Raw genomic sequence first — 439 nt, 5'->3', positions numbered from 1 at the left:
AAGTTTTGTGTACTACAAACAATCACAGGTGGAGCGCATGTCCGTACTTGGGTGGCAGGAAATGCCACTATCAATAGAAATAAAATTCATCAACTGATGACTCAACGTATGCCGCAGGCAAACAGCTACGACGTTGTCGTCATAGGAGCGGGTTCCATCGGATGCAGCACTGCCGACCATCTCGCAGACGACTACGACGTTCTGGTGCTGGAGAAAGGTAAACTCGAAGAGAGCGCGTCGGCGAACGCAAGCGCATTTATCTCGGATTGGTGGTTCTTCCTTGAAGGTGAGCATATTCCAGGCGTAGCAGTGAAAGTCCGTGACTATTTCGAGGAGTTGTCGGCGACAGGTGATTTCGAGTTCCACGCTCAACCATTTATCAGTCTGGTCGACGAGGATGAGGCTGGCAGTCCTGAAACACGAAAGATGCGTAAGAATG

The 439-nt window shown here is 50.1% G+C and carries 1 protein-coding gene; it reads left to right on the top strand.

Annotation, left to right across the window (positions count from 1 at the left end; translation table 11 throughout):
- Window positions 1-108: 108 nt before the first annotated feature.
- Window positions 109-439 (top strand): FAD-dependent oxidoreductase (locus D3D01_RS22925; protein WP_199725644.1); only part of this gene is annotated, 331 nt, incomplete at its 3' end.

It is taken from the genome of Haloarcula sp. Atlit-7R, from assembly GCF_003666065.1.
GTDB lineage: Archaea > Halobacteriota > Halobacteria > Halobacteriales > Haloarculaceae > Haloarcula > Haloarcula taiwanensis.
Note: the sequence above shows the minus strand (reverse complement) of the source record. Positions and strands in the feature narration are given on the sequence as shown.